Source organism: Rhizobium sp. WSM1274, from assembly GCF_025200775.1.
Classification (GTDB): Bacteria; Pseudomonadota; Alphaproteobacteria; order Rhizobiales; family Rhizobiaceae; genus Rhizobium; species Rhizobium leguminosarum_I.
Window position 1 is genome coordinate 1639122 of sequence record NZ_CP104138.1, and the last position, 26691, is coordinate 1665812.

25 protein-coding genes are annotated in these 26691 nt (G+C 60.9%); 15 read left to right on the top strand and 10 right to left on the bottom strand.

Annotation, left to right across the window (positions count from 1 at the left end; all coding sequences use genetic code 11):
- The first annotated feature begins 16 nt into the window (after positions 1 to 16).
- The 3 genes from N2600_RS08320 (at position 17) to N2600_RS08330 (ending at position 2110) form a co-directional block, all read left to right on the top strand.
- The gene (locus N2600_RS08320) at positions 17 to 1027 is read left to right on the top strand and encodes a DNA-directed RNA polymerase subunit alpha (RefSeq protein ID WP_003547579.1); all 1011 of its coding nucleotides are present in this window, start codon (positions 17 to 19) and stop codon (positions 1025 to 1027) included.
- A 177-nt stretch (positions 1028 to 1204) separates the two neighbouring features.
- A complete protein-coding gene (gene rplQ, locus N2600_RS08325; protein WP_003558556.1) occupies positions 1205 to 1627 on the top strand; it encodes a 50S ribosomal protein L17 in 423 nt (140 codons plus the stop codon).
- A gap of 84 nt (positions 1628 to 1711) precedes the next feature.
- Positions 1712 to 2110, top strand: coding sequence for a ribosomal maturation YjgA family protein (locus N2600_RS08330; RefSeq protein ID WP_260298575.1), 399 nt, complete (start codon positions 1712 to 1714; stop codon positions 2108 to 2110).
- A 12-nt stretch (positions 2111 to 2122) separates the two neighbouring features.
- On the opposite strand, the gene N2600_RS08335 is transcribed toward N2600_RS08330, so the two are convergent.
- The 3 genes from N2600_RS08335 to msrP all read right to left on the bottom strand — a co-directional run bounded on the left by N2600_RS08335 (position 2123) and on the right by msrP (position 4882).
- Positions 2123 to 3069 (bottom strand): IS630 family transposase gene (locus tag N2600_RS08335; RefSeq protein WP_260298576.1). Its coding sequence is split into 2 segments (ribosomal slippage): positions 2123 to 2728 and positions 2731 to 3069, totalling 945 coding nucleotides; the frame shifts between segments, so codons are not numbered across the junction.
- Positions 3070 to 3278: 209 nt separating this feature from the next.
- A complete protein-coding gene (gene msrQ, locus N2600_RS08340; RefSeq protein WP_260298577.1) occupies positions 3279 to 3935 on the bottom strand; it encodes a protein-methionine-sulfoxide reductase heme-binding subunit MsrQ in 657 nt (218 codons plus the stop codon).
- Entirely contained in the window at positions 3935 to 4882 is a 948-nt protein-coding gene (msrP, locus tag N2600_RS08345; protein ID WP_260298578.1) for a protein-methionine-sulfoxide reductase catalytic subunit MsrP, read from the bottom strand. The genes msrQ and msrP overlap by 1 nt, the downstream gene beginning before the upstream one ends.
- Before the next feature lie 431 nt (positions 4883 to 5313).
- Here msrP and ilvD point away from each other — a divergent pair, with 431 nt between their 5' ends.
- Entirely contained in the window at positions 5314 to 7152 is a 1839-nt protein-coding gene (gene ilvD, locus N2600_RS08350; RefSeq protein ID WP_260298579.1) for a dihydroxy-acid dehydratase, read from the top strand.
- 168 nt (positions 7153 to 7320) lie between these two features.
- Here ilvD and N2600_RS08355 read toward each other — a convergent pair whose 3' ends face one another.
- A complete protein-coding gene (locus N2600_RS08355; protein ID WP_260298580.1) occupies positions 7321 to 7674 on the bottom strand; it encodes a lysozyme inhibitor LprI family protein in 354 nt (117 codons plus the stop codon).
- A 23-nt stretch (positions 7675 to 7697) separates the two neighbouring features.
- Complete coding sequence (locus N2600_RS08360) at positions 7698 to 8078, bottom strand: YkvA family protein (protein WP_222307880.1); 381 nt, start codon at positions 8076 to 8078, stop codon at positions 7698 to 7700.
- A 146-nt stretch (positions 8079 to 8224) separates the two neighbouring features.
- On the opposite strand from N2600_RS08360, the gene N2600_RS08365 reads away from it, so the two are divergent.
- Together N2600_RS08365 and N2600_RS08370 are read left to right on the top strand one after the other, a co-directional pair.
- Positions 8225 to 9628 (top strand): DegQ family serine endoprotease, encoded by a 1404-nt coding sequence (locus N2600_RS08365; RefSeq protein WP_260298581.1) that lies wholly within the window; start codon positions 8225 to 8227, stop codon positions 9626 to 9628.
- A complete protein-coding gene (locus tag N2600_RS08370; RefSeq protein WP_222307885.1) occupies positions 9625 to 10941 on the top strand; it encodes a replication-associated recombination protein A in 1317 nt (438 codons plus the stop codon). The genes N2600_RS08365 and N2600_RS08370 overlap by 4 nt, the downstream gene beginning before the upstream one ends.
- A 14-nt stretch (positions 10942 to 10955) precedes the next feature.
- Here the strand turns inward: N2600_RS08370 and N2600_RS08375 are convergent, their stop codons facing one another.
- On the bottom strand, positions 10956 to 11264 hold the full coding sequence (locus N2600_RS08375; RefSeq protein ID WP_260298582.1) for a DUF1883 domain-containing protein: 309 nt from the start codon (positions 11262 to 11264) through the stop codon (positions 10956 to 10958).
- Between the two features lie 398 nt (positions 11265 to 11662).
- Between N2600_RS08375 and N2600_RS08380 the strand changes: the two genes are divergently transcribed.
- The gene (locus tag N2600_RS08380; RefSeq protein WP_222362343.1) at positions 11663 to 12658 is read left to right on the top strand and encodes an alpha/beta fold hydrolase; all 996 of its coding nucleotides are present in this window, start codon (positions 11663 to 11665) and stop codon (positions 12656 to 12658) included.
- 42 nt (positions 12659 to 12700) lie between these two features.
- On the opposite strand, the gene N2600_RS08385 is transcribed toward N2600_RS08380, so the two are convergent.
- A complete protein-coding gene (locus N2600_RS08385; RefSeq protein ID WP_260298583.1) occupies positions 12701 to 13705 on the bottom strand; it encodes a ketopantoate reductase family protein in 1005 nt (334 codons plus the stop codon).
- 343 nt (positions 13706 to 14048) lie between these two features.
- On the opposite strand from N2600_RS08385, the gene N2600_RS08390 reads away from it, so the two are divergent.
- Positions 14049 to 15023, top strand: a complete 975-nt coding sequence (locus N2600_RS08390) for an alpha/beta hydrolase (protein WP_260298891.1) — start codon at positions 14049 to 14051, stop codon at positions 15021 to 15023.
- A gap of 54 nt (positions 15024 to 15077) precedes the next feature.
- Here N2600_RS08390 and N2600_RS08395 read toward each other — a convergent pair whose 3' ends face one another.
- From N2600_RS08395 to N2600_RS08405, 3 genes are all read right to left on the bottom strand, one after another.
- Positions 15078 to 15701 carry a carboxymuconolactone decarboxylase family protein gene (locus N2600_RS08395; protein ID WP_260298584.1) on the bottom strand — a complete coding sequence of 208 codons (624 nt, stop codon included), beginning with the start codon at positions 15699 to 15701 and terminating at the stop codon, positions 15078 to 15080.
- A 63-nt stretch (positions 15702 to 15764) separates the two neighbouring features.
- Entirely contained in the window at positions 15765 to 17300 is a 1536-nt protein-coding gene (locus tag N2600_RS08400) for a sensor histidine kinase (RefSeq protein ID WP_260298585.1), read from the bottom strand.
- Positions 17301 to 17552: 252 nt separating this feature from the next.
- Positions 17553 to 17957: an Imm6 family immunity protein gene (locus N2600_RS08405; protein ID WP_311319302.1), complete on the bottom strand. Its 405-nt coding sequence runs from the start codon at positions 17955 to 17957 to the stop codon at positions 17553 to 17555.
- Positions 17958 to 18330: 373 nt separating this feature from the next.
- Here N2600_RS08405 and N2600_RS08410 point away from each other — a divergent pair, with 373 nt between their 5' ends.
- From N2600_RS08410 to N2600_RS08440, 7 genes are all read left to right on the top strand, one after another.
- Positions 18331 to 19377, top strand: coding sequence for a LacI family DNA-binding transcriptional regulator (locus tag N2600_RS08410; protein ID WP_260298587.1), 1047 nt, complete (start codon positions 18331 to 18333; stop codon positions 19375 to 19377).
- Between the two features lie 9 nt (positions 19378 to 19386).
- Entirely contained in the window at positions 19387 to 21000 is a 1614-nt protein-coding gene (locus N2600_RS08415; protein WP_260298588.1) for an acyl CoA:acetate/3-ketoacid CoA transferase, read from the top strand.
- Positions 20993 to 21772, top strand: coding sequence for an enoyl-CoA hydratase/isomerase family protein (locus N2600_RS08420; protein ID WP_260298589.1), 780 nt, complete (start codon positions 20993 to 20995; stop codon positions 21770 to 21772). The genes N2600_RS08415 and N2600_RS08420 overlap by 8 nt, the downstream gene beginning before the upstream one ends.
- Positions 21772 to 23298, top strand: a complete 1527-nt coding sequence (locus tag N2600_RS08425) for an aldehyde dehydrogenase family protein (RefSeq protein ID WP_222384807.1) — start codon at positions 21772 to 21774, stop codon at positions 23296 to 23298. The genes N2600_RS08420 and N2600_RS08425 overlap by 1 nt, the downstream gene beginning before the upstream one ends.
- Positions 23299 to 23380: 82 nt before the next feature.
- Positions 23381 to 24643, top strand: a complete 1263-nt coding sequence (locus N2600_RS08430; protein ID WP_260298590.1) for an ABC transporter substrate-binding protein — start codon at positions 23381 to 23383, stop codon at positions 24641 to 24643.
- Between the two features lie 138 nt (positions 24644 to 24781).
- The gene (locus tag N2600_RS08435; RefSeq protein ID WP_260298591.1) at positions 24782 to 25735 is read left to right on the top strand and encodes a carbohydrate ABC transporter permease; all 954 of its coding nucleotides are present in this window, start codon (positions 24782 to 24784) and stop codon (positions 25733 to 25735) included.
- A complete protein-coding gene (locus tag N2600_RS08440; RefSeq protein WP_260298592.1) occupies positions 25732 to 26691 on the top strand; it encodes a carbohydrate ABC transporter permease in 960 nt (319 codons plus the stop codon). The genes N2600_RS08435 and N2600_RS08440 overlap by 4 nt, the downstream gene beginning before the upstream one ends.

Consider the following 26691-nt stretch of genomic DNA (forward strand, 5'->3'; position numbering starts at 1 on the left):
AACGGAAGGCAAACTCATGATTCAGAAGAACTGGCAGGAACTGATCAAGCCGAACAAGGTGGAGTTCTCCTCGAGCTCGCGCACCAGGGCGACGCTTGTTGCCGAACCGCTGGAGCGCGGCTTCGGCCTCACCCTCGGCAACGCGCTTCGCCGCGTTCTGCTCTCCTCGCTGCGCGGTGCTGCCGTCACGGCGGTGCAGATCGATGGCGTGCTGCATGAATTCTCCTCGATTCCGGGCGTCCGCGAAGACGTGACGGACATCGTGCTCAACATCAAGGAAATCGCCATCAAGATGGATGGCGACGACGCAAAGCGCATGGTCGTGCGGAAGCAGGGCCCGGGCGTTGTCACGGCTGGCGACATTCAGACGGTTGGCGATATCGAAATCCTCAACCCCGAGCATGTCATCTGCACGCTCGACGAGGGCGCCGAGATCCGCATGGAATTCACCGTCAACAACGGCAAGGGCTACGTTCCGGCCGAACGCAATCGTGCGGAAGATGCTCCGATCGGTCTCATCCCGGTCGACAGCCTCTATTCGCCGGTCAAGAAGGTGTCCTACAAGGTTGAAAATACCCGCGAAGGACAAGTTCTCGACTACGACAAGCTGAACATGACCATCGAAACCGATGGCTCGATCACCGGCGAAGACGCCGTCGCTTTTGCGGCGCGCATCCTCCAGGATCAGCTTGGCGTCTTCGTCAACTTCGACGAGCCGCAGAAGGAAACCGAAGAGGAAGCAGTCACCGAACTCGCTTTCAACCCGGCTCTCCTGAAGAAGGTGGACGAACTCGAACTGTCGGTCCGTTCGGCAAACTGCCTGAAGAACGACAACATCGTCTACATCGGCGACCTCATTCAGAAGACCGAAGCAGAAATGCTCCGCACGCCGAATTTTGGTCGCAAGTCGCTGAACGAAATCAAGGAAGTTCTCGCTTCCATGGGCCTGCACCTCGGCATGGAAGTGCCGGCATGGCCGCCCGAGAACATCGAAGATCTCGCCAAGCGTTACGAAGATCAATACTGAGCGGCGTGAGGAAAAGTGTAAAGCGGTTTTCCGCCCGCACGCCGATCGCAAGAATATAACAAAAGGCAGGCTCTTTCGGCTGCCTTTCCCCGTCAAACAGCAGGCCGATCGCCTGCATGTGCCAGGAAACGGCAGGCCCACTTAGCGTAAGGGCACCTGCATTAAAGGAGAATAGCAATGCGCCATGGTAAAGCCGGCCGCAAGCTGAATAGAACTGCAAGCCACCGCAAGGCGATGTTCGCCAACATGGCGGCTTCGCTGATTACCCACGAGCAGATCGTCACGACCCTGCCGAAGGCCAAGGAAATCCGTCCGATCGTCGAGAAGCTCGTCACGCTCGGCAAGCGCGGCGACCTGCATGCTCGCCGTCAGGCGATCTCGCAGATCCGCGATGCTGCCGTCGTTTCGAAGCTGTTCGACACGATCGCAACGCGCTACGCCACCCGCAACGGCGGCTATCTGCGCATCATGAAGGCCGGCTTCCGCCAGGGCGACAATGCCGCCATGGCTGTGATCGAATTCGTTGACCGCGATGCCTATGCCAAGGGCGCAGCCGACAAGGCCCGCGTCGCTGCCGAAGAGCAGGCCGTCGCCGCTTAAGTCTTCCGCTTCGGCGGAAACAAAACAGCCGGGCTGCAAAGCCCGGCTGTTTTTGTTTCCGATATGGTGACGGGACCGGCTCCATTGCGCAAAATCATTCAGGCTCGCTCACCGCAGTTCCTTCGTCTTGCCGCCCTGTTTCTTGTCATCGTTCTCGGGCTGGTGCTCCGCCGGTTTGGCTATGCAGCCGATCTGCCCTTCACCGTCGTCAAATATGGTGGATCGGCACTCTGGGGAGCGATGGTCTATCTGCTCGTGGCGCTCTATGTCGCAAGGTCACGGCCGACAGCAATTGCGATCACAGCGCTGTTCATAGCGATCTCAGTGGAATTGTTCCGGCTCTATCACACGCCCTGGCTCGATGCAGGCGCCCTGCTGCTTGGGAGCGTGTTTTCGCTTTGGAACATGCTGGCTTATGCAGTCGGCATAGCTGCGGCCTGCGCCTTCGATCCGGCACGCCGGACCGCGTTGCGTCCTCGTTAGAGCGGGATTGTTTTACGTCCGTTCATATCCGGCTTCCTTGAAGTAGTTTTGGCACTCTTTCGGCGAGACGGTTTGAAGGGTGGCTGCTAGCGCGTCGTCGATGGCCTGTCGGGTTCGGGCCTGCGCCTTGCGCAGCTCGTGCTTGATCTTGGCGAAGAGTTTTTCGATCGGATTGAGATCGGGGGAATACTGCGGCAGGAAGAACAATCGGGCGCCGGCCTTGCGGATGGCGGCACGGATAGCGCCGGCCTTGTGCGAGCCGAGATTGTCCATGACGACGATGTCGCCGGGTTTGAGCTCCGGTACCAGCACCTTCTCGACATAGATCAGGAAACGTTCGCCATTGATCGGGCCGTCGATGATCCACGGTGCGCTGACGCGGTCGGCTCGCAAGGCAGCGACAAAAGTCATGGTATTCCAGTGGCCGAAGGGCGCATGGCCCAACAGCCGTTCGCCGCGCGGCGCCCAGCCCCTGAGCGGCGTCATATTCGTCTTCGTCCAGGTTTCGTCGATAAAGACGAGGCGAGATGGATCGATGCGATGGCGATGCTTCAGCCAGCGCGCCCGCCGGGCGGCAACATCGGGCCGCTCGCGCTCGCTGGCGACCAACGTCTTTTTTTATAACTCAGCCCTTCCTCATGCACGAAGGTCCGGACGGCGCTATAATCCACTTTCAGGCCGCGCTCTCCGAGTTCCGCCACCAACCCGCGCAAGGTGAACGCCTGCGCGCGGCAGCGATCGATCAACCAGACCCGATGCTCATCTGAGATCGCCCGTGGCTTGTGCCCGCCCATCTGGCCGGGAGCCGCGCTGCCCGTCTCGCGCAAGCGCCGGACCCAGTCGATCGCAGTGCTGATGCCAATGCCAAAGCGCTTGGCCGCCGCTCGGCACGACAGGCCCTCGCGCGTTACTGCGCCAACAACGCGCTCACGAAGATCATCCGAAAAAGGTCTCGCCATCCAGGCCGGCCTCCTGCACCGGCCAGAATGGTGAATCTGATTTGCACCTCAAAGGGAATCCCTATTCCGATTCCGACTAAAACAATCCCGCTCTAGAGCGCCGCGCGTCTTTTCAGACGCGCTAAGGACGCTCTATCACTATGAATCTGCGCATAATCCTTTCCGAAAATCGATTCCGATTTTCGCGGTTATGCGCTAAACCTGCCGTCTCACGAAACCGACGCCACTGCGCGATTGCGCGTCCGCCCTTTGCCCTTCTGCCTGTTGCGTGCGATCGGCCGGTAGCAGCGGTAGAGGATCAGTGCGATGATCAGCCCGACATAGATATATTGCTCGAGGTTGAGGATCTTGGTCGAGAGAGCGAAGTGCAGCGCCCCGAAGGCGGCGATGATGTAGACGAGGCGGTGCAGCCAGATCCAGTTCTTGCCGAGGCGGCGGATCGAGAGATTGTTAGATGTCACCGCCAGCGGGATGAGCATCGCAAGCCCGGCCATACCGAACATGATGAAGGGGCGCTTCAGCACGTCGTTGATGACGGCGGAAATATCCATCGCCTGGTCGAGGACCATGTAGACGGTGAAATGCATCAGCGCGTAATAGAAGGTCAGCAGGCCGAGCGCGCGGCGGTAGCGCAGATAGTTCCAGCCGAAGAGCTCACGGGCAGGGGATACGGCAAGTGTTGCGATCAGGAAACGGATCGTCCAGAGCCCAAGGAAACGCTCGAAGGTCTTGACCGGATCGGCGCCGAGCTGATCGGTTGCGCCGAGATAGAACGTCCAGGCCGCAGGCAAGAGCCCAACGACATAAAGCAGCCAGACGGAGGCGGGTTGCCAGCGCTTCGGGATGGCGAGCGACAGTTCCGCCATCAGAAATTCGCCTTCAGGTCCATGCCGGCATAAAGGCTTGCCACTTCGTCGGCATAGCCGTTGAAGGGCAGTGTGGGATGGCGGCTCGCGCCGAAGAAGCCGCTCTCGCCGATGCGCCGTTCGCTAGCCTGGCTCCAGCGCGGATGGTCGACCTCAGGGTTGACGTTGGCGTAGAAGCCATACTCCTGTGCGTTGGTGACCTGCCAGGTATTCTTCGGCTGCTGGTCGGTGAGTGTGATCCTGACGATCGACTTGATGCCCTTGAAGCCGTATTTCCACGGCACGACGAGCCGGATCGGCGCACCGTTCTGGTTCGGCAGCGTTTCGCCATAGAGCCCGACGGCCAGCAGCGTCAGCGGATGGCGCGCCTCATCTAGGCGCAGACCTTCGACATAAGGCCAGTCAAGCGACTGGAAGAAACCCTTCTGCCCAGGCATCTCCTCCGGCCGCACCACGGTTTCGAAGGCGACGTATTTGGCGCTGCCGAGCGGCTCGACCTTGTCGAGCAGCGACGCCAGCGGAAAGCCGTCCCAGGGGATAACCATCGACCAGGCCTCGACGCAGCGCATCCGGTAGGTACGGTCCTCGATCGGGAATTCCTTCATCAGCGCCTCGAGGTCGAAGGTGCCTGGCTTGTTGACCATGCCGTCGACCTTGATCGTCCAGGGCAGCGGCTTGAAATCGCCCGAAAGAGCTGCGGGATCGCCCTTATCGAGGCCGAACTCGTAGAAATTATTGTAGGTTGTGACGTCCTTGATCGGCGTCGCCTTCTCGTCGACCTTGTACTTGCTCTCAACGGCGGAGAGGGCCGCAGCGCTTGCCTTGCCAGCGCCGTAGAGCGCCATGGCGCCAAGCGCTGCCGCGCCCAGGAATTCACGACGGCGCACATAGATCTGGTGCGGCGTGATCTCCGACGACGCGATCTTCGGTGGGCGATAGCTTGGCATGTCGAAACCTCCTCGGCGGATATCCTGAAATATAGCCCTTAAACGAACCACCGGCAGGTCTATATTGCTGCATAATTCCTAATCAGAATCGATTTAGGAATTATGCAGCAATTCAAAGTGCTACTGCGTCCTGCGCGCATCTGAAACGACGCGCGACGCTGTAGTGTCTAAGCCTTGAATATGGCTGACGGGAAGCCAATTTTTTGTGTTCGGTCGTGATGGAATAGGCTGTAACAAAACGCCGTGTCGAAGCGTATGTGATCGATGGGTCTTCTGGCGCTTCTCGCCGGCGTACCGGATTTGGGCTTCCCGGTAGTGACAGCCCCCGTCGATTGGATTAGGACAATTCCAAAAAGCAGCGTTTGCCAGGCCCGCAGGCGTCATGCCGCCCGGCTTCGCCTGATAATTCCGACACGTTGAGGAAGACACCGATGCCAGCTTACCGTTCCAGAACCACGACCCATGGCCGCAACATGGCGGGCGCCCGCGGGCTTTGGCGCGCCACGGGCATGAAGGATTCGGATTTCGGCAAGCCGATCATCGCGGTGGTGAATTCCTTCACCCAGTTCGTGCCCGGCCACGTGCACCTGAAGGACCTCGGTCAGCTCGTTGCCCGCGAGATCGAGGCGGCCGGCGGTGTCGCCAAGGAATTCAACACGATCGCCGTCGATGACGGCATCGCCATGGGCCATGACGGCATGCTTTATTCGCTGCCTTCGCGTGAGCTCATCGCCGACAGCGTCGAATACATGGTCAATGCCCATTGCGCCGACGCCATGGTCTGCATCTCCAACTGCGACAAGATCACCCCCGGCATGCTGATGGCGTCGCTGCGCCTCAATATCCCGACGGTGTTCGTTTCGGGCGGTCCGATGGAAGCCGGCAAGGTCGTGCTGCATGGCAAGACGCATGCGCTCGACCTCGTCGATGCCATGGTCGCCGCAGCCGATGACAAAATCAGCGACGAGGACGTCCAGACCATCGAACGCTCGGCCTGTCCGACTTGCGGCTCCTGCTCCGGCATGTTCACCGCCAATTCGATGAACTGCCTGACGGAAGCGCTCGGCCTGTCGCTCCCCGGCAACGGCTCGACGCTTGCCACCCATCTCGACCGCAAGCGCCTCTTCGTCGAGGCCGGTCATCTGATCGTCGATCTCGCCCGTCGTTATTACGAGCAGGATGACGTCAAGGCGCTGCCGCGCACCATCGCCTCCAAGCAGGCCTTCGAAAATGCCATGGCGCTCGACATCGCCATGGGCGGTTCGACCAATACGGTCCTGCACATCCTTGCTGCCGCCCATGAGGGCGAGATCGATTTCACCATGGCTGATATCGATGCGCTGTCGCGCCGCGTGCCGTGCCTGTCGAAGGTCGCACCTGCCAAGAGTGATGTTCACATGGAAGACGTCCATCGCGCCGGCGGCATCATGTCGATCCTCGGCGAACTCGACAAGGGCGCTCTCTTGAACCGCGATTGCCCGACCGTTCATGCCGAGACGCTGGGTGACGCGATCGACCGCTGGGATATCACTCGCACCAACAGCGAAACCGTTCGCAACTTTTATCGCGCCGCTCCCGGTGGCATCCCGACCCAGGTCGCCTTCAGCCAGGAAGCCCGTTGGGATGATCTCGACACCGACCGCGAGAACGGCGTCATCCGCTCGGTCGAGCATCCCTTCTCGAAGGATGGTGGTCTCGCCGTGCTCAAGGGCAATCTTGCGATCGACGGCTGCATCGTCAAGACGGCCGGCGTCGATGAATCGATCCTGAAATTCTCCGGCCCCGCCCGCGTCTTCGAAAGCCAGGATTCCTCGGTCAAGGCGATCCTTGCCAACGAAGTCAAGGCCGGCGACGTCGTCGTCATCCGCTACGAAGGCCCGAAGGGCGGTCCCGGCATGCAGGAAATGCTCTATCCGACGAGCTATCTGAAGTCGAAGGGCCTCGGCAAGGCTTGTGCGCTCATCACCGACGGCCGCTTCTCCGGCGGCACCTCCGGCCTCTCGATCGGCCACGCTTCGCCGGAAGCGGCAAATGGCGGCACGATCGGCCTGGTGCGCGAAGGCGACATGATCGACATCGACATCCCCAACCGCACGATCAGCCTGCGTGTCAGCGAGACCGAACTCGCCGCCCGCCGCGCCGAGCAGGATGCCAAGGGCTGGTATCCCACAGAAGTCCGCAAGCGCAACGTCACGACCGCTCTCAAGGCCTACGCCGCCTTCGCAACAAGCGCCGATCGCGGCGCCGTGCGCGATCTGAACGCGCGGTAGGTCATCCACCTACGACCCGCTGATGAAGAGTCAGCTGCTCTTCCAATCGGTTGCTTCAGAGCATGATGCCGAAAAGTGTGCGCGGTTTTCGGACGACATCATGCTCTAACTATATAATGTAGAACAGGATCCAGATTTTAGGCCGACCCGGCCTAAAATCATCCTGTTCTAGAGCGGCCGGTTGATGTTTTTATAAGTCTCGCCGAGTTGCTTCAGCCGTTCGTCATAGGCAGCCTTGATGCAGGCCGCATCCGCCCCGCATTCCTGCCGTTTCTTCAGCCAGGCCGTCTGTTCGTCCTGCAATGTTCCGCGCGAACCCATCGCCAGCAGGCCGGAGAGCAGCTCGAAGGTCGTCACCATCTTCACGTCGGCGTCGTTGAGCGCGCGGTTGTCGCAGATCGCTTTTTCATCCGGCTTCAATTCTTTCGCATCGCAATCGAAGCTTGCTGCCTGTGCGAGGCCCGATGCAATGAGCAGGATCGCAAAGCCGAGGGCCGCTATCGTCGTTCTTGTCGTGATCATTCATATGTTCCTGTTGCCGCCGGTCAGGCGAGCTTGCGCAGTGCCAGAGCCAGGAAGATGATGCAGATCAGCCAGACGGCAAGGATGAAGATCAGTCCGACCCGGCTGGAGGGGCGCTCGATGCGCCTTGTCGCCTCCGTACGAAGCTCGTTCATCACCTCTACTGGCACGAGCCGGATCGCCAGCATGATGCCGAGCGGCACGATCAGGAGATCGTCGAGATAGCCGAGCACGGGAATGAAATCGGGGATGAGATCGATAGGCGACAGCGCGTAGGCGGCAACGCCGCCGGCCACCGCTTTGGCATACCATGGCACGCGCGGATCGCGCGCGGCAAGCCACAGGGCCACGATGTCACGCTTCAGTGACTTCGCCCAGTTTTTGGCTTTTGATATCAGTTGCATGGCCGTACTTCCTGAATCAAATTCGCAATCGCTTTAAGTGGCACTTCCGCGACGTTCCGTTGCCTTATTCTTCCATGCTTCCGCCCTCTTTCCTTTCTAGCGTCGGGCGCTACAACGTTCCTCAAGAGGATTCAAAAGGAATACCCATGCAAGGCTTTTTTAAGCGCGCCTCCGTCTCGCTGTTCGCTCTGATGCTCGTACTGCCGGCTGTCGCCCATGCGCAGACGGCAAAGACAGTGCCCGAAAGCCGGATGCAGATGCAGCTCTCCTTCGCGCCGCTCGTCAAACAGACGGCAGGCGCCGTCGTCAATGTCTATGCGGAGAAGACCGTCCAGCGCCAGTCGCCCTTTGCCGGCGACCCCTTCTTCGAGCAGTTTTTCGGCCAGCAGATGCCGAACCGTTCGGAAAAGCAGTCTTCGCTCGGTTCCGGCGTCATCGTCGAGGCGAACGGCACTGTCGTCACCAACAATCACGTCATCGAGGGCGCCGACGACATCAAGATAGCGCTGTCGGATGGCCGCGAATTCCCCTGCAAGGTGGTGCTGCGCGACGACCGTGTCGATCTTGCCGTGCTGAAGATCGACACCAAGGAAAGCTTCCCGACGCTGCCGATCGGCAATTCCGACGCGGTTGAGGTCGGCGATCTCGTGATGGCGATCGGCAACCCCTTCGGCGTCGGCCAGACGGTGACCAGCGGCATCGTCTCAGCGCTTGCCCGCAACCAGGTGGTCAGGAACGAATTCGGTTTCTTCATCCAGACCGATGCCTCGATCAATCCCGGCAATTCCGGCGGCGCCTTAATGAACATGAAGGGCGAACTGATCGGCATCAACACGGCGATTTTCTCGCGCGGCGGCGGCTCGAACGGTATCGGTTTCGCCATCCCTGCCAATCTGGTCAAGGTCTTCCTCACGTCTGCCGATGCCGGCGTCAAATCCTTCGAACGGCCCTATGTCGGCGCGAGCTTCGATGCCGTAACCTCGGAGGTGGCTGAGGCGCTGGGGCTAAACAAGGCCCGCGGCGCACTCGTCGTCAAGGTCTCGGAAGGTGGGCCGGCGGCCAAGGCTGGGCTGAAGGCCGGCGAAATCGTCACGGCCGTCGACGGAATTTCCGTCGAACATCCCGATGCGCTGCTCTATCGGCTGACGACGGCGGGCCTCGGCAAATCGGTCAACCTCACCATCGTCGAGAACGGCCGCGAGGAACAGCTGCCGCTGACGCTCGACCGCGCCCCCGAAACCTCACCGCGCGATCAGCGCACGATCAGCGGGCACACACCCTTCACGGGCGCTGTCGTCGAGAACCTGTCGCCGCGGGTCGCCGACGAGCTGCGCATGCCGCCGGAATCGGCGGGCGTCGTCGTCTCCGAGGTGAAGGACGATTCGCCTGCTGCCCGTCTCGGTTTCGAACCGAAGGATATCATCGTTTCGATCAATGGCACGGATGTGAAGTCGACCAGCGAATTGTCTGAAATCGCCGATAGCGACCCCGGCCTCTGGCGGGTCGAGATAGAGCGCGACGGCCAGCGCATCCGGCAATTCTTCCGATGAGTAACGATCTCTTCGCGCCGCGTGTTCCGGAAGAGGTCGCTGCCAGGCGGCCGCTTGCCGACCGGCTGCGGCCGAAGACGATTGCCGAAGTCACCGGTCAGGAACACCTGACCGGTGAGGATGGCGTGCTGAAAAGAATGATCGAAAGCGGCTCGCTAGGCTCGATGATCTTCTGGGGGCCGCCCGGCACCGGCAAGACGACGGTGGCACGGCTGCTTTCGGGCGAGGCGGGACTGGCCTTCGAGCAGATATCGGCGATCTTCTCCGGCGTCGCCGACCTGAAGAAGGTGTTCGAGACAGCCCGTTTGCGCCGCATGGACGGCCGTCAGACGCTGCTCTTCGTCGATGAGATCCATCGTTTCAACCGCGCCCAGCAGGACAGTTTCCTGCCCGTCATGGAGGATGGCACCGTCATCCTCGTCGGCGCCACCACCGAGAACCCATCCTTTGAGCTCAACGCCGCTCTGCTGTCGCGGGCCCGTGTGCTGACCTTCAAGTCGCATGACGAGGAGAGCCTTGAGGAACTGCTGAAGCGTGCTGAGGCGATCGAGCAGAAGCCGCTGCCGCTGACGGAGGATGCCCGCGTCAGTCTGATCCGCATGGCCGACGGCGACGGCCGCGCGGTGCTGACGCTCGCCGAAGAAGTCTGGCGCGCGGCGCGCGAAGGCGAGAGCTTCGATACCGAAGGCCTGACACGCATCGTCCAGCGCCGTGCCCCGGTCTACGACAAGGCGCAGGACGGCCACTACAATCTGATCTCGGCGCTGCATAAATCCGTACGCGGCTCGGATCCCGATGCCGCGCTCTATTATCTCGCCCGTATGTTCGATGCCGGCGAGGACCCGCTCTATCTCGGCCGGCGGCTGGTGCGCATGGCGGTGGAGGATATCGGTCTTGCCGATCCGCAGGCGCTGGTGATCTGCAACGCCGCCAAGGATGCCTATGAGTATCTCGGCTCGCCGGAAGGCGAACTGGCGCTGGCGCAAGCCTGCGTCTATCTCGCCACCGCGCCGAAATCGAACGCCGTCTATACCGCCTTCAAGGCTGCCACTCAGGCCGCCAAGCAGAACGGCTCGCTGCTGCCGCCAAAGCATATCCTCAATGCGCCGACCAAGCTGATGAAGGGCGAGGGTTACGGCGACGGCTACCGCTACGACCACGACGAGCCGGATGCCTTTTCCGGCCAGGATTATTTCCCGGAGAAGATGGGACGCCAGATCTTCTACGATCCGCCGGAACGCGGCTTCGAGCGCGATATCCGCAAGCGGCTGGAATGGTGGGCGAAGCTTCGCAAGGAGCGCAATCCGCGCTGAAACCCGGCGAACCTTCAGGAGGCGCGTGGCGTCTTCTGATTTGCCGGCGCGGCGATCACCTTGACGGACGATTCCGCAAGCCCGTGATGACCCTCCATATCGACGATGACATGCCAGTGACCGCTTTCCGGAACGGCGATCTTGATCGGCGATTTGCGTGCCACGCCGCCGATATATTTGAAATCAAGAACCTCGGTGAACCGCTGGAAATTCGGCGCCGTCATCAAGCGGACATTGTTCACCGCATTCAACGACACCTCGATAGTCGTTCCGGCGCGTTGTTCCTTGAGATCGTAATGGGTAAAGCGGAAATTCGGTTTCATCGGTCTCGTGGCGTCTGAAGTCTCTGCGACGCGATTTTACCAGTATGTCGGTTAAGGAAAAGTTGGAACTCGCCCCTTCAGCACACGTCTTCGTGCTCCCAGACTCAGAGCGCGGCGAAAATGACGTAGAGTTCGACGCAGGCAAGCACCACGCCAAAGACGATCAGCGCCTGGGCAGTGCGCTTCTCGCGCATCTGCCGGCTGCCGTGGGCGATCCTGTATGGACGAAGGGGTCGAAAACTGGAGGACCTGACATTTCGCATGGCATTCGACCTTTGCAGTGATGGCGAAAGCCTACTGCTGGGCGCGATAGGAAATCCATTCGGAGCGGGGCACGAAAATATAGGAACGGCATAAAGGCCGATGCGAGAAATTTCGAAGCGTGGTGTCGGAAAGACATGAGCGCCGCCGTCCTTGCGGTATCGATGCAAACATGGAGCAAGGACATGTCGAAGATGACGCTGATTTCGATGATCGCAACCACTGCCGCATTCTTGGCCGTGCCCGATATATCAGGCGCCGGAGGTGCCGCGCCGGCGAGCGAGGAGAAGAAGGCTGCAGCGCCGATTGTCAGGAAGGGAAGCGTGCCGGTCAACGGTATCGATTATTATTACGAGATCCGTGGAGAGGGCGAACCACTGCTGCTGCTTCACGGCGGCCTCGGGCAGATCGAGATGTTCGCGCCCGTCATGCCTATCTTCACGGACCATCGGCAGGTGATCGCCGTCGATCTGCAGGGCCATGGCCGCACGCCCCTTGGCAAGCGGACCATCGAGCTTCCAGCCATCGGCGCCGACCTCGCGATCCTGGTGAAGCAGCTCGGCTACGACAGGGTCGACGTCTTCGGTTATTCCTTCGGAGGTGGGGTGGCGCTGAACATGGCGGCGAACGCGCCCGACCAGGTGCGTCGGCTGGTGATACTCTCGGCGCCTTATGCACAGAACGGCTTCTTCCCGGAAATGCTGCCGCAGCAGGCGGCCGTCGGCGCCGGTATGGCCGACATGATGAAGGACACGCCGATGTTCCTCTCCTACAAGGCGGTAGCGCCTGACGTTTCCGAATTTCCGAAGCTGCTCGATGCCATGGGCGCACTGATGCGCGAACCTATCGACTATAGCGATGCCGTCGCCAAGCTCACCATGCCGGTTATGCTGATCTATGGCGATGCCGACATGATCCGGCCCGAGCATATGATCGACTTCTACCACAAGCTCGGCGGCGGTCTGCGCGATGCGGGCTGGATGCGGGAAAACATGTCGAAGAACCGGCTGGCGATCCTGCCCGATCTCACCCATTACGAGACCTTCGCCTCTCCCCTGATGGCGAATATGGCAATGACCTTCCTCGATGGCGGCGGCAAGGCGCCGAACTGGGCCGAGCAGGTCGGAAAGTAAGTGAAGGCGGCTGGGCTTTCCCGGCCGCCTTTCCCTCTGCGATCAGCTGCCGCGCTGGTTTTCCCGATCCAGCTGCGTCACCAGCGCCAGGATCGTTTGCGAGACCGGGGTCGGCACAACAGCCAGGCGTCCGAGCGCCACCACCATGCCGACCAGCGGCGTGATTTCGAGCGCCTTGCCGCCGATCAGATCCTGCAGCATCGAGGTGCGCACGGCGCCGATATGGCGCGATTGTTCCAGCCGCTGTTCGACGGTCATGCTGAAACGCGCGCCTAAGGCCTCGCCGACGGCGCGGACCTCGTTCATCACCTTGCCGACTGTGGTCGAAAGTGCTGGATCTACCATGATGTCGGTCATCAGCGCCCTGGTCAGCGCACTGATCGGGTTGAAGGCGGTATTGCCCATCAGCTTGCTCCAGATCTCGTCGCGAATAACAGGCGTCGTCGTGATGTTGAGGCCGGCGTCGGTCAGCACCGCGGCGATCGCCTCGAGATCGGGCGAGATGTCGCCCGAGGGCTCGCCGAGCACGAAGCGGCCGTTGTTGGCAAGCTGGATCTCGCCGGGATTGATCACCTCTGCGCCCTGATAAGCGACGCAGCCGATGACGCGTTCCGGCCCGATCAGCCGCCAGAGCCTGCCGCCGGGATCGAGCTCGTCGAACTGCAGCTCGGCATGCCGGCTCTGGGTATCGCGGTGAAAATACCACCACGGAATGCCGTTGAGGATCATGACGACGCGGGTACCTTCCTTGAGGAGGCTTGCAATGCCTTCGGCAGCGGGTGCCAGCTGATGCCCCTTGAGGCCGGTGATGACGAGATCCTGCGGCGGCAATGTGCTGGGATCGTCGGTCGCAGTCAGGCGGACATTGAGCGGCCTTTCTGCATCGGCTTCGCGCAGGCTGAGACCGTTGTCGCGGATGGCGTCGAGATGCGCTCCACGCGCGACGACGGAGATGGTGGCGTCGTTTGCGGCTTGGCTTGCAAGCTTGACGGCGATAGCGCCGCCGAGTGCGCCAGCGCCATAAATGCAGATGGACTTGATGGACATGCTCGCCTCTTCATGGTGGTGATCGAACCTAGATCTAGGTCATTCCAGGCGTGAGGCGAATGCTAATTTGCCGCATCATGCGGTTTCCTGCGGTCACAGTGGCGCTGCCGCCGCATCCCGAGATATGGGATGCGGCGGGCAGTGCCCCTCAGGCCAAGGCCGTTGCATCGCTTGGAAAATCGGGATTCGTATCCGTGACCCTTTTGACTCCGACGCCTGAACTGGCCAAAGATGCCGCCATGGCCACCACAGCCAACATCATCGGGAGAGGTTGATGAACCGTCGGATTTTGCCAACTGCCAATCGAAGAGGACCAAAGCGCCCCAGCGGTCTGTTTTCCGCGTTGGCTGTGCTGATGCTGCTCCCCTCGGCGGCGGTCGGGCGGGACATTGGACCGCAAAGCCCAGCCTCACACGAGCAGGTCGAAAAACTCGTCGGCCTCTGGAAAGATCACTTTGCCGGCGCCGATAGCCTGCAGGAGCGGCGGACTGCTTTCAGGGCGCTGATGGAGGCGACGCCGGGGCCGACGCGCATCCAGCTTCGGCAGGTCGACGCCGACGGCGTCGATGCCGAGTTGATGTGGCCCGCTCGTCTTCATCATCCGATCGGCCAAAGGGTGATCCTCTATATTCATGGCGGCGGCTTTTCCAGTGGCTCGATCCGCACGCACAGCCTACTTGCCGGCTCGCTCGCCAAAGCCGCATCCAGCGACGTTTTTCTCATCAATTATCGGCTGATGCCCGAATATGGCTATCCCGCGCAGATCAACGACGCGCTGACGGCCTATCGCTGGCTTCTCGACAATGGCTATCGGAGCGAGAACGTGGTCGTCGCGGGAGACGGCGCCGGCGGCAATATCGCGATCGAGACGGTTCTGCGGCAGATGCAGGCGGCAAAGCCGTTGCCGGCAGCTGTGATTGCTCTCAGCCCCATCACCGATCTTGCCGCGACGGGCGGATCGATGATAACAAATGCCGAAAGCGATCCGCTGGTCAACAAGGCCTGGATCGAGACCTTGCGCAAGACCTATCTCGGCAGCCGGTCTCCGGCCGATCCCCGGGTATCGCCGCTTTATGCCGACATGACCGGCTTTCCGCCGCTGCTGCTGCAGGTCGGCTCCGGCGAAGTCCTGCTGGACGACGCGCTGCGGCTTGCCGACAAGGCACGCCAGGCGGGCGTGGATGTCACCACCGAGGTCTGGCCGGGCATGCCCCATCAGTGGCAGCTGTTTCCGTCGCTGCTCGACGATGCCGATCGGTCGAGCCAGAATATCGCCGAGTTCGCGATCCGGCATTTTGCCGACAAACCGCAGGAGTAGAGGCGGAGAAGTAGAAGTCGTAAGAGCAGCCCCCGGACATCCTCCGTCATCACATCATTGTGGTGTGCCAGGGGACGGTGACGGCGCCAAGGGCCGCTCGACTTCCCGGCCGACGCTGAGCGCCTTTCGCACATTCGGCTCCAGCCGCTCGATATAGGCGTGGTCGGGTGCAGCGCCCAGCGCATCCAGCATTTTCGAGAAGAAACACCGGGCCGCTGCCGCTGCCGTGACGTCGAAGATCTCGGCATCGCTCAGCCCGTGTTTCTTCAGCCCGTCTATATCCTGCTGTGTGACCGACGTCGCATCGCGCGTCACCTTGGCGGCAAAAGCCATGATCGCGCGTTCGCCGGCATCGATCGGCGCCTTCTCCGTCTCGTTGACAACAGCCGTCAACCCATCGCCGGTGAAACCCTCGCGCAACAGCACTGAGCCGTGAGCCAGCATGCAATATGAGGATTTCAGCTCCTTGGCCGCGGCCAGCGTCACCAGTTCGTAGCGCCGCAGGCTCATATGGCCGCGAATGCTCGAAAGCAGCGCCGCCCAGCTCTCCATCACCTCAGGCCGGTGGCCGAAGGCTCGATACATGTTCGGCAGATAACCATAATTCGCCTCGGCCGACGCATACATCGATGTCGTCTTTTCGCTGGCGGATGCATTGGGGGTGTGAATGAAAGCCATCGTGTGATCCTCCTCTATTGTAAGAAGGATAGGGTAGATATGCAGGACAGCAATCCTGAAACATCAGGCGGCGTTATTGGCCGCGGAAGCGTCGCCGTTTCTCTTGATTGGAAGCGTTACGGTGAATGTCGATCCGCATCCTCTTGCGCTTCGAACCTCTATCGAGCCGTTGTGCATTTCGATGATCTGCTTCACCAGATTGAGGCCGATACCGGTTCCGGCAATCCCGGTAGAAGTCCGGGCCCGAAAATAGCGCTGGAAGAGCCGCGGCACGTCTTCGGCATCGATCCCCACTCCATCATCGCTGATCGAAACTTTGACGTTTCCCGTCTCTGCCCATGCCGTGACGCGAATTTCGGAGGTTCCGGGCGCGTATTTGACGGCATTGGAAAGCAGGTTGGTAAAGACCTGTGCCAACGTCCGAGGATCGGCATCGATGAACTCCGGCAGCCCATCGATATCCAACACAAACCTATGCGACTTTGCAATCGTCGACTGCCGCTCGCAACAGGTGTTTATCAATGATTTCAATGCGCAGGCGTCGTAATTGATATCGATCTTGCCGGTATCGAGGCGTCCGGCTGACAGGATGCTCTCCATGAGATCGACAATCCGGGTCACTGATGCGCGGATTTGATCGACCTTGTCGCTGAGAAATTCGGGCTCGACCGCCCCTCTTTTTCGCAGCAGCCGCTGGGCAGCAGCGTCGATGATTGCGAGCGGCGTCCTGAATTCATGGGATGCCATCGCCACGAACTGCCGCTGCAGTTCGTTGATGTTTCGCTCCTGCGCCAGCATTCGCTCGAGTTCGCGCGCCTGCCGCTCGACTTCCGCCGTGCGGCTCTTCACCGTCGCTTCGAGCTGATCGTGATGCCGGCGCAGCTCTTCCGCCAGTCGGACGGTCTTGGTGACGTCCTCATGGGTGGCCACGTATCCACCGTTTTGCATCGGATTGTGGGTGATCTTGATAATGCGCCCATCGGCCAGGACGATGTTCTGGCTGGCCGGCGCACCGCGGGTTGTCGCTTCGAAGACTACATCAAAATAGGTCGTGGTATCGGCCGGGCCATTTCCCTCCCGGCTGCGATAGGCCAGGATATCCACAAGTGGCGTTCCCGGTTGCGTGAGAAGGTCCGGCAGATTGTACATCCGTGCATAGGAGGCGTTGCACAGGATGAGATTCTTTGTCGAATCGAACATGCACAGCCCATGCGGCATATTGCTGAAGGCTGCGTCGAACCGGCGATGTTGCTCGGTCAGGCTGTCTTCGACGCGAATGAGAGTCGAGATGTCTTCATAGCTGAGGATCCAGCCTCCATCCCTCGACGGGGCACAGGTCAGTGAGACCATCCCTCCGTCGGAAAGGGCAAACTGAGACGTGGGCGGTCCAGCGACCATCGACCGGCGGGATGCCACTGCACGGCAGTCTGCAGTGCCCGGCAATCCGTCGATATTCATGCCTTCGCGGATAGCTCCTTGCGGAAGGCCGAGAATATCAAGCGTGCGTGAATTGAAAGCCGTCACTGTACCGGCAGGATCAAGCAGAACTATGCCCTGAGGCAGGCTCTCCAGAATGGATTCAAACGAGTGTGACATCATCCGGCCCTGCTTCAGATCTGGCGCGTTGCACGTATCCGTAGCATTCGTTACAAACGATAAAGTTTCGCTAATGGCTATCGTAGGGAATTCCTCGACGGAAACCTGGAGACCCTCCTATCGTTTTGCGATAGGCGAACCAGCGTTCCGGGATGTTCGAGCTCGCATCGAGAGGCGTGGGATGACCCCCTCCCGACATGTCAACGAATTCGTGTAAAAGCCGATGTGTTTCGAGAGGGGATCGCGCGCTTGGTTTTAGCCGAGCTTGGCCAGTCGCTTGTCCAGAAGGTCAAGGCTGTCCTCTCCGACCTCGTTGACGTCACTCGGCATGGGCTCGCCGGTCTCCTGGTAAACAAGCCAGGCGATATACATGGTTGCCGTCGTCAGGGCGTTCCAGCCGTCTTCGCTGGGTTTTCCGGCTGCCTCGGAGAGCCGACGGAGCGTCCCGCGCTCATCGTCACTGTAGATAAGATCGGAGAAGTATCGGCCCATCAGGTGTGCGCCATCACCCCAAGTGCGGATTGCCGCCAAGGCGGCTTCGGCTTCGGGTGCGTGGGGTTCGGTGCGCTCGATTTGTGCGACCAAGGACGCGGCGACGGCTGCCAAGCGCCGTGCTTGTTCGCGTGGTGGCAGAACGGTCAGCTCGGCGCGCAGTTTCATGTCGCCATGTCCTCCACTGGGTTTGTCGCAAAGTTTATCAACACAGAATAGAAGCCCCCCTGCTTTTCTCAGAAGGTCTTGTCGCTTCGACGGAAATAACGGACGAGCCCGAATTTTCCAGATTTTTGCAGCCAACGCATCTGTCGGTCGTGCGCCACCTACGATTTTCCAGTCAAAAAACATCGACATAGGCTTCTCAGCCAAGGTCAATATTTAGATCGTTCCAATTTCTACGATGGGATTCCGGCGGTAGGAGAAGGCCGAAATTTGCAAAGGAATAGCTAGTTAATAACAATCCGTACAAATTTATCTTGACAAAATTGGAACGTTCCAAATATTTAATGATCAGTCGACGTTGGCGTCGGGAGGGGAAATGACAAAGGCGCGGGTAACCGTCATCGACATTGCGAAAGCCGCAGGCGTCTCGAAATCGACGGTTTCGCTGGTGCTTCAGGGTTCCTCCCTGGTCAATGAGGGGACGCGTTCCAAGGTCAATGCGGTGATGCGCGAGCTGGGCTATGTCTACAATCGCGGCGCCGCCAATCTTCGGCAGGCCAGTGCCAAGTCGCGGATCGTCGGGGTCGTCGTCAACGACCTGACGAACAGCTTCTTCGCGGAGCTGGCAGTCGGCGTCGATATGGTCGTTCAGTCGGCCGGATTCGTGCAGTTCCTGTCGAACACCAGTGAGAGCATCGATAGGCAGCGCGAGGTTGTCGCGTCGATGCGGGAACATGGCATTTCGGGGCTCATCGTGTCGCCGGCGCGCGCCACCGATGCCGCAGACTTCAAGCCGCTTGTCGCAGCAGGGATTCCGGTGGTGGTCGTCGTGCGAAACCTGCCTGGCGCCAAGGTCTCGTCCGTCGTCTCCGACAACCAGGCTGGCATGATGTCCGCGGTCAAGCACCTGGCGGAGCTCGGTCACCAGCGCATCGCTTTTCTCGGCGGCTTCCCAGATACCGCCGTCTTCGACGACCGCCTTGCCGGTTACCGAAGCGGCATGGAGGCAGCCGGGCTCGGCTATCACCAAGAGCTTGTCATCTCGTCCGCGCCTTCGCGAGCCGGCGGGGTAGAGGCGATCGGAAAAGCACTCGTTCTTGCCGACAAACCCACGGCAGCCGTCTGCTTCAACGATGCCGTCGCCTTCGGTGTTTGCGACGGATTGCGCGCGCGCCATCTGGAACCCGGCTCCGACTTCGCCGTCGTGGGCTTCGACGATGTCATCGAGGCTCAGGCGGCGGTTCCCGCGCTCACGACGGTCTCGGTCGATCCGCAGGGCATCGGGCGTCGCGGCGCGCAGCTGCTTCTCAAGCAGATCAACGCGGGCAAGGCCGAGGCGGAGGCGGTGACGACGGCGGTTCGGCTGGTTGTTCGCGAGAGCTGCGGAGCCCGCAGGAGCGTAAAAATTGAAACAGGACTCTGAGTAGCGCTGATGAAGAAGCATCTTACCCCCACCGAAGCGGCCGCGCTGATCCCGGATCGCGCTGTTGTAACGGTGTCTTCCTCGAGCGGTCTCGGTTGCCCGGACCTCATGCTGAAGGCGATTGGCGAACGTTTCGATGCGACCGGCCATCCCCGGGATATTACGACCCTTCATCCCATCGCCGCCGGCGACATGAGCGGCATCAAGGGCGTCGATTACATCGCCAAGAAGGGTCTGCTCAAGCGCATCGTCGGTGGTTCCTATCCGTCCGGGCCGTCGTCGTCAGAGCCGCCGCTGATCTGGCAGATGATCACCAACAACGAAATCCCGGCCTACAACATTCCCTCGGGCATCCTCTTCGATATTCACCGCGAGGCCGCCGCGAAGCGGCCGGGCGTTCTGACCAAGATCGGCATCGACACATTCGTCGATCCAGGGCGGCAGGGTTGCGCGATGAACGGCCTGGCTTCAGAGCATCCGGTGGTCAAGCGCGTGCGCTTCGAGGGCGATGACTGGCTGTTCTTTCCCTCGATCGTCCCTGAGGTCGCCATCATCCGCGCTACTACCGCCGACGAGCGCGGCAACCTGACATACGAACATGAAGGCGCCTATCTCGGCGGCCTCGATCAGGCGCTGGCGGCGCGCAACAACGGCGGCATTGTCATCGCGCAGGTCAAACGGATCACCAAGGAGGGTTCGCTGAAGCCCCATGACGTCCGGGTGCCTGGAATGTTGGTCGATTATGTGGTCGTCGATCCGGAACAGAAGCAGACGACGCAGACGGGGTACGATCCGGCAATTTCCGGGGAGATCTTCCGCCCGCTCGATAGCTTCAGCGTTCCGGAATTCAATGTCCAAAAAGTCATCGCGCGTCGCGTCGCGCAGGAACTGCAAGCGGGAAGCTGCGTCAATCTCGGCTTCGGCATATCGGCCAACGTTCCGCGCATCCTGCTGGAGGAAGGGCTTCACGGCGCGGTCACCTGGGTCATCGAGCAGGGCGCCGTCGGTGGCGTGCCGCTACTCGACTTCGCCTTTGGCTGCGCCTCGAACGCCGACGCCTACATGCCGTCTCCCTATCAGTTCACCTATTTCCAGGGTGCAGGCTTCGATGCGTCGCTGCTCTCCTTCCTCGAGATCGGCAAAGACGGTTCGGTCAACGTCTCCAAGCTTTCCTTCCGGCCGCATGTGACGGCTGGCGCCGGAGGTTTCGTCGACATCACGGCGCGCGCGAAGAAGATCGTCTTCTCCGGCATGTTCAATGCCGGAGCGAAGCTTTCGATCGCCGATGGAGCTCTTCTGATCGAGAAGGAAGGCAAGCTGAAGAAACTCGTGAACGAGGTCGAACACGTCACCTTCAGCGGCAGGCGCGCGATCGAGCAGGGGCAGGAGATCACCTATGTCACCGAGCGGTGCGTGATGAAGCTGACGCCTGATGGCGTCGTCCTCACCGAGATTGCGCCAGGCGTCGATCTCCAGTCCCACATCCTCGATCAGTCGGAGTTTCCGCTGATCGTGGCGCCCGACCTGAAGGTCATGGACACGGCGCTCTTCGCGGAGGCAGCGATCGGCCTGTCGCTTCCAGAAAAAAAGGCACGGACGCTGGAGGGCAGCTTCCATGGCTAGCGGAACCGTCGGAATTGACGTCGATGGACATGTTGCGACGCTGACGATTTCTCGTCCGGAGAAGCTGAACGCGCTCGACCTGGACATGCTGAAAGCGCTGGCAGATGCGGCCGACGAGGTGGAGGCGAACGCCAATGTGCGGGCTGCCATTCTCACCGGCGAAGGAAAGGGCTTTTCCGCCGGCGGCGATATCAAGGCCTGGGGCGGAATGTTGCCTCAGGAGTTCGGTCATCTCTGGGTTCGCCACGGCCACCGTATCTTCGAAAGATTGGCGACGCTCCGGATGCCGCTGATCGCGGCTCTGAATGGCCATGCCCTCGGGGGAGGGCTTGAACTTGCAGGGGTCGCTGACATTCGCCTCGCAGAGGAACAGATTAAGATCGGTCTGCCGGAAACCGGCCTTGGAATGGTGCCGGGCTGGTCCGGAACCCAGCGTCTTGTCCGCCGGTTCGGGGCGCAGACCGTCCGGCGAATGGCCTTGGGCGGCGAGATATTCACCGCCGAGGAGGCACGCCTTCTCGGGATCGTCGACGCGGTTGTTCCCACAGGGAACGCGCTCGCCGCCGCCAGGGAATATGCTGGGCGGATTGCTGCAAGGGGGCCGGCTGCCATTGAGATCGCGAAGTTGATGATCGCATCGGCAAACGGCGAAGACAATGGAACCGCGGTCGAAGCCCTGGGCTCGATCCTCGCCGCCAAGACCGGCGATCTGAAGGAGGGCGTCGCATCATTCAGCGAGAAGCGCCCGGCAACGTTCAAGGGAGAATGGTAATGACGGTTCTCGTCAACCCCACCGCGCTCAGCGACCACAAAGCGCGTGATTTCAAGATGCTCATCGATGGTAAATGGGAGGCTGGTTCCTCCGATCCGATCGAGCGTGTCGCTCCAAGCCATGGTGTCGTGGTCAGCCGGTTTCCGACCGGCAGCAAGAGGGACGCCGAGCGTGCGATCGCTTCGGCACGCAAGGCGTTCGACCTCGGGCCGTGGCCCCGAATGACCGCTTCCGAACGTTCCGCCATCCTGCTCAAGGCTGCCGATTTGATCGCGGCACGTGCAGAGGAGCTGGCATATCTCGATGCGATCGAGGCGGGAAAGCCGATCACACAGGTGCGGGGAGAAATTGCAGGCTCCGTTGACATATGGCGCTACGCGGCGGCGCTTGCCCGTGACCTCCACGGAGAGAGCTACAACACGCTCGGCGACGGCACGCTTGGCGTCGTGCTGCGCGAAGCGATCGGCGTGGTGTCGATCATCACGCCTTGGAATTTTCCGTTCCTGATCGTCGGCCAGAAGCTGCCATTCGCCTTGGCGGCCGGTTGCACGACCGTCGTCAAGCCTTCGGAGCTGACCTCAGGATCGACGCTGGTGCTGGGAGAGATCCTGCAGGAGGCAGGCATTCCGGATGGCGTCGTCAACATTGTCACCGGTACGGGACCAGAGGTCGGCGCGATCACGACGTCGCATCCCGACGTCGACATGGTGTCCTTCACCGGCTCGACCGGCGTCGGCAAGCTGACGATGTCGAATGCCGCACAGACGCTGAAGAAGGTCTCGTTGGAACTGGGCGGGAAGAACCCGCAGATCGTGTTCCCGGATGCCGATCTCGATGCCTTCATCGATGCCGCGGTCTTCGGCGCATATTTCAATGCCGGCGAGTGCTGCAATGCCGGCTCACGGTTGATCCTTCACAAATCAATCGCTTCCGATGTCGTCAAGCGGATTGCCGAATTGTCGAAGGCAGTCAAGGTCGGCGACCCGCTCGATCCTTCCACGCAGGTCGGCGCGATCATCACGCCTGAGCATCTGGAGAAAATATCAGGATACGTTGCCGGCGCGAGGAGCAGCGGTGCCCGGGTCGCGCATGGCGGCGAGACGCTGGATCTCGGCATGGGGCAGTTCATGTCGCCGACGATCCTCGAAGCGGTCACCCCCGATATGGCCGTGGCGCGCGAGGAAGTCTTTGGGCCGGTGCTTTCGGTCCTGACATTCGAGACATCTGCCGAAGCCATCAGGATTGCGAATTCCATCGACTACGGCCTGTCGGCCGGTGTCTGGAGCCGCGATTTCGACACGTGCCTGACGATCGGCCGGTCGGTGCGGGCGGGAACAGTCTGGATGAACACCTTCATGGACGGCGCCTCGGAACTTCCCTTCGGCGGTTACAAGCAAAGCGGCCTCGGCCGCGAGCTCGGCCGCCATGCGGTTGAGGATTACACCGAGACCAAGACACTCAACATGCATATCGGCAAGCGCACCAGCTGGTGGATGCCGCAGACGGAAAGCCGGCTTAGCCGGTAATCAAACTACGCCTGAGGAGGGCGGGGTGATCGGTGCGGGAATAGGTCCCGCATCTTCCAAGATGGAACTGGGAGGTTCTTCGATGAATAGGTTTCTGACTACGACTGCCGTAATCGCATTGGCTCTGGCCGGCGCTGGTGTGTCCGCCCACGCCGCCGACGTCAAGGAAGTGCAGATGCTGCACTGGTGGACGTCGGGCGGCGAGGCAGCGGCGCTGAACGTCTTGAAGCAGGATCTTTCGAAGGAAGGGTTTGCCTGGAAGGACGTTCCGGTTGCCGGCGGTGGTGGCGATGCGGCGATGACGGCGCTGAAGGCGATGGTGGCGGCCGGCACCTATCCGACGGCCTCGCAGATGCTCGGCTATACCGTGCTCGATTATGCCCAGGCCGGCGTCATGGGCGATCTGACGGAGACGGCCAAGAAGGAAGGGTGGGACAAGTCGGTGCCGGCAGCCCTGCAGAAGTTCTCCGTCTATGACGGCAAGTGGGTTGCCGCCCCGGTCAACGTCCACTCGGTCAACTGGCTGTGGATCAACAAGGCTGTCATGGACAAGATCGGCGGCACCCAGCCGAAGACCTTCGACGAGCTGATCGCCCTGCTCGACAAGGCCAAAGCCGCCGGCGTCATCCCGCTGGCGCTTGGCGGCCAGAACTGGCAGGAGGCGACGATGTTCGATTCCATCGTGCTGTCGACCGGCGGGCCTGAGTTCTACAAGAAGGCCTTCAACGACCTCGACGAGGAATCGCTGAAGTCCGACACGATGAAGAAGTCGTTCGATAACCTCGCCACGATCATCAAATATGTCGACCCGAACTTCTCGGGCCGCGACTGGAACCTGGCGACCGCCATGGTCATCAAGGGCGATGCGCTGGTGCAGGTGATGGGCGACTGGGCCAAGGGCGAATTCGTCGCCGCCAAGAAGACGCCTAACACCGACTTCCTGTGCTACCGCTTCCCCGGCACCGAAGGCAGCGTGGTCTACAACTCCGACATGTTCGGCATGTTCAATGTTCCCGACGACCGCAAGGCGGCGCAGGTGGCGCTGGCGAAGGCAACGCTGTCGAAGAGCTTCCAGTCGGCCTTCAACGTCGTCAAGGGTTCGGTACCGGCCCGTACCGACGTTCCCGATACCGACTTCGACGCTTGCGGCAAGAAGGGCATCGCCGATCTGAAGGCAGCCAACGAGGGCGGCACGCTGTTCGGCTCGCTGGCGCAAGGCTACGGCGCCCCGCCGGCGATTGCCAATGCCTACAAGGATGTCGTCTCGAAGTTCGTCCACGGCCAGATCAAGACCTCCGACGAAGCCGTCAAGCAGCTCGTCCAGGCGATCGACGACGCCCGCTGAGACCAGGTGTGATGACAATGCTTCCCCGCATCTCGCGGGGAAGCTTCAGACCCCAACGATCCTATGACGGCGATCACATCGTGACCGATCATGCGGGATGATCATGCAGGGCCGATTGCAGGGAGGAGATGACATTCCATGAGCACTGTTGCGACCACCGATCCGGTTCTGACGCCGCGGCAATCGACGGCGATCTCGTTGCGGGGCCGGCTGCAGGATGCGCTGCCGAAGATCGTCTTGGCGCCGAGCTTCGTCATCACCATTATCTTCGTCTACGGCTTCATCGTCTGGACGGCCTATCTCTCCTTCACCAATTCCAAGACTTTTCCCTCCTATGCGCTGACCGGGCCACGCGCCTATCAGCGGCTGTGGCGCTGGACCTTCGAGAGCGATCCGCCGTCTTCCTGGTATACATCGATCACCAACATGGCGATCTTCGGCTTCCTCTATATCGGCATCTGCCTGGCGCTCGGCCTGCTCCTCGCCATCCTGCTCGATCAGAAGATCCGCGGCGAGGGTCTGCTCCGGCCGATCTTCCTCTACCCGATGGCGCTGTCCTTCATCGTCACCGGCGTTGCCTGGAAATGGTTCCTCGATCCCGGCCTCGGGCTGGAACAGACGCTGCACCATTTCGGCTGGACCAGCTTCCACTTCGACTGGATCAAGAACAAGGACTTCGTCATCTATACCGTCGTCATCGCCGGCGTCTGGCAGGCGTCGGGCTTCGTCATGGCGATGTTCCTGGCGGGCCTGCGCGGTATCGACGGCGAGATCATGAAGGCCGCCCAGATCGATGGCGCGTCTGCCTTCCAGCTCTATCGACGCATCGTCATTCCACTGTTGCGGCCGATCTTTCTGTCGGCCTTCATCGTGCTCGCCCATATGGCGATCAAGTCCTACGACCTGGTGGTGGCGCTGACCTCGGGCGGCCCCGGCGGCTCGGCCTGGCTGCCGTCCAACTTCATGTATGAATACACCTTCAAGCGCAACGAGATGGCCGTCGGCTCGGCCAGCGCCATCATCATGCTGATGACGATCTCGGCAATCATCGTTCCCTATCTCTATTCCGAACTGAAGGAGAAGGCGCGATGAGCAGCGTGACCGCCCCGACCGCAACGCTGCCACAGGCCCGCGACAACAGGAATGACAACACTCGCTGGATCGGCCGCACCGTCATCTACGGCCTGCTGCTGATCTTTGCCGTCCTCTATCTGATGCCGCTCTTCGTCATGCTGACGACCTCGTTCAAGACCATGGACGAGATCCAGAACGGCAACATGCTGGCGCTGCCGCAAGCGCCGACCTTCGATCCCTGGATCAAGGCCTGGGGCGAGACCTGTGTCGGGCTGACCTGCGCCGGCATCAAGGGCTACTTCTGGAACTCGATCAAGATGGTCGTGCCGGCGGTCGCAATCTCCACCATCATGGGGGCGCTGAACGGTTATGTGCTGACCAAATGGCGCTTTCCCGGCCACACGCTGGTGTTCGGGCTGATGCTGTTTGCCTGCTTCATTCCGTTCCAGTCGGTGCTGCTGCCGATGGCGACGATCCTCGGCTCGCTCGGGCGCTTCGGCGCCACGCTGCAGAACGCCACGGGTTTGAGCTTCGGCTTCGGCAATCCGACGGTCAATCTGGTCTTCGTGCATGTCGTCTATGGCTTGGGCTTCACGACGCTGTTCTTCCGCAATTTCTACGAGGCCTTTCCGACCGAGCTGGTCAGGGCCGCCCAGGTCGATGGCGCCAGCTTCTTCCAGATCTTCCGCCGCATCATGCTGCCGAACTCGCTGCCGATCATCGTCGTCACGGTGATCTACCAGTTCACCAATATCTGGAACGACTTCCTGTTTGCCTCGGCCTATGCCGGCACCGGTGAATCCATGCCGATGACGGTGGCGCTGAACAATGTCGTCAACACCTCGACGGGCGTCGTCGAATACAATGTCAACATGGCGGCGGCGATGATCGCCGCCGTGCCGACGCTCATCGTCTATATCCTCGCCGGCCGCTACTTCGTGCGCGGTCTGATGGCGGGCGCTGTCAAAGGGTAA

What these genes read in the sequence shown, in the direction of transcription:
- N2600_RS08385 (WP_260298583.1), bottom strand. Translation starts at nt 13,705, where the DNA reads ATGTCCATCAAGTCCATCTGCATTTATGGCGCTGGCGCACTCGGCGGC.
- N2600_RS08380 (WP_222362343.1), top strand. Translation starts at nt 11,663, where the DNA reads ATGAGCGCCGCCGTCCTTGCGGTATCGATGCAAACATGGAGCAAGGAC.
- msrQ (WP_260298577.1), bottom strand. Translation starts at nt 3,935, where the DNA reads ATGGCGGAACTGTCGCTCGCCATCCCGAAGCGCTGGCAACCCGCCTCC.
- N2600_RS08440 (WP_260298592.1), top strand. Translation starts at nt 25,732, where the DNA reads ATGAGCAGCGTGACCGCCCCGACCGCAACGCTGCCACAGGCCCGCGAC.
- N2600_RS08410 (WP_260298587.1), top strand. Translation starts at nt 18,331, where the DNA reads ATGACAAAGGCGCGGGTAACCGTCATCGACATTGCGAAAGCCGCAGGC.
- msrP (WP_260298578.1), bottom strand. Translation starts at nt 4,882, where the DNA reads ATGCCAAGCTATCGCCCACCGAAGATCGCGTCGTCGGAGATCACGCCG.
- N2600_RS08370 (WP_222307885.1), top strand. Translation starts at nt 9,625, where the DNA reads ATGAGTAACGATCTCTTCGCGCCGCGTGTTCCGGAAGAGGTCGCTGCC.
- N2600_RS08430 (WP_260298590.1), top strand. Translation starts at nt 23,381, where the DNA reads ATGAATAGGTTTCTGACTACGACTGCCGTAATCGCATTGGCTCTGGCC.
- N2600_RS08435 (WP_260298591.1), top strand. Translation starts at nt 24,782, where the DNA reads ATGAGCACTGTTGCGACCACCGATCCGGTTCTGACGCCGCGGCAATCG.
- N2600_RS08355 (WP_260298580.1), bottom strand. Translation starts at nt 7,674, where the DNA reads ATGATCACGACAAGAACGACGATAGCGGCCCTCGGCTTTGCGATCCTG.
- N2600_RS08365 (WP_260298581.1), top strand. Translation starts at nt 8,225, where the DNA reads ATGCAAGGCTTTTTTAAGCGCGCCTCCGTCTCGCTGTTCGCTCTGATG.
- N2600_RS08420 (WP_260298589.1), top strand. Translation starts at nt 20,993, where the DNA reads ATGGCTAGCGGAACCGTCGGAATTGACGTCGATGGACATGTTGCGACG.
- N2600_RS08415 (WP_260298588.1), top strand. Translation starts at nt 19,387, where the DNA reads ATGAAGAAGCATCTTACCCCCACCGAAGCGGCCGCGCTGATCCCGGAT.
- N2600_RS08400 (WP_260298585.1), bottom strand. Translation starts at nt 17,300, where the DNA reads ATGATGTCACACTCGTTTGAATCCATTCTGGAGAGCCTGCCTCAGGGC.
- N2600_RS08405 (WP_311319302.1), bottom strand. Translation starts at nt 17,957, where the DNA reads ATGAAACTGCGCGCCGAGCTGACCGTTCTGCCACCACGCGAACAAGCA.
- N2600_RS08320 (WP_003547579.1), top strand. Translation starts at nt 17, where the DNA reads ATGATTCAGAAGAACTGGCAGGAACTGATCAAGCCGAACAAGGTGGAG.
- N2600_RS08395 (WP_260298584.1), bottom strand. Translation starts at nt 15,701, where the DNA reads ATGGCTTTCATTCACACCCCCAATGCATCCGCCAGCGAAAAGACGACA.
- N2600_RS08425 (WP_222384807.1), top strand. Translation starts at nt 21,772, where the DNA reads ATGACGGTTCTCGTCAACCCCACCGCGCTCAGCGACCACAAAGCGCGT.
- N2600_RS08360 (WP_222307880.1), bottom strand. Translation starts at nt 8,078, where the DNA reads ATGCAACTGATATCAAAAGCCAAAAACTGGGCGAAGTCACTGAAGCGT.
- ilvD (WP_260298579.1), top strand. Translation starts at nt 5,314, where the DNA reads ATGCCAGCTTACCGTTCCAGAACCACGACCCATGGCCGCAACATGGCG.
- rplQ (WP_003558556.1), top strand. Translation starts at nt 1,205, where the DNA reads ATGCGCCATGGTAAAGCCGGCCGCAAGCTGAATAGAACTGCAAGCCAC.
- N2600_RS08375 (WP_260298582.1), bottom strand. Translation starts at nt 11,264, where the DNA reads ATGAAACCGAATTTCCGCTTTACCCATTACGATCTCAAGGAACAACGC.